Raw genomic sequence first — 210 nt, forward strand, 5'->3', positions numbered from 1 at the left:
CTTTGCAACCGCTTACGACAAGTAAGGGCGCATAGCTCAGCTGGTTTAGAGCATCTGCCTTACAAGCAGAGGGTCGGGGGTTCGAATCCCTCTACGCCCACTCAAGAATCCCGTTGCACATTGTGTGACGGGATTTTTGTTAGTAGACGAGTTGACAAGATACAAGCAGACGAGCAGATTTGTTTCGTAAACGGACAATACAATATTAAC

The 210-nt window shown here is 47.1% G+C and carries 1 tRNA gene; it reads left to right on the forward strand.

From position 1 onward, the window contains the following. Positions 1 to 25: 25 nt before the first annotated feature. Positions 26 to 100: transfer RNA gene (locus H6A34_RS14845), tRNA-Val, on the forward strand. Positions 101 to 210: the final 110 nt, after the last annotated feature.

It is taken from the genome of Marseilla massiliensis, assembly GCF_016899855.1.
Lineage (GTDB): Bacteria > Bacteroidota > Bacteroidia > Bacteroidales > Bacteroidaceae > Prevotella.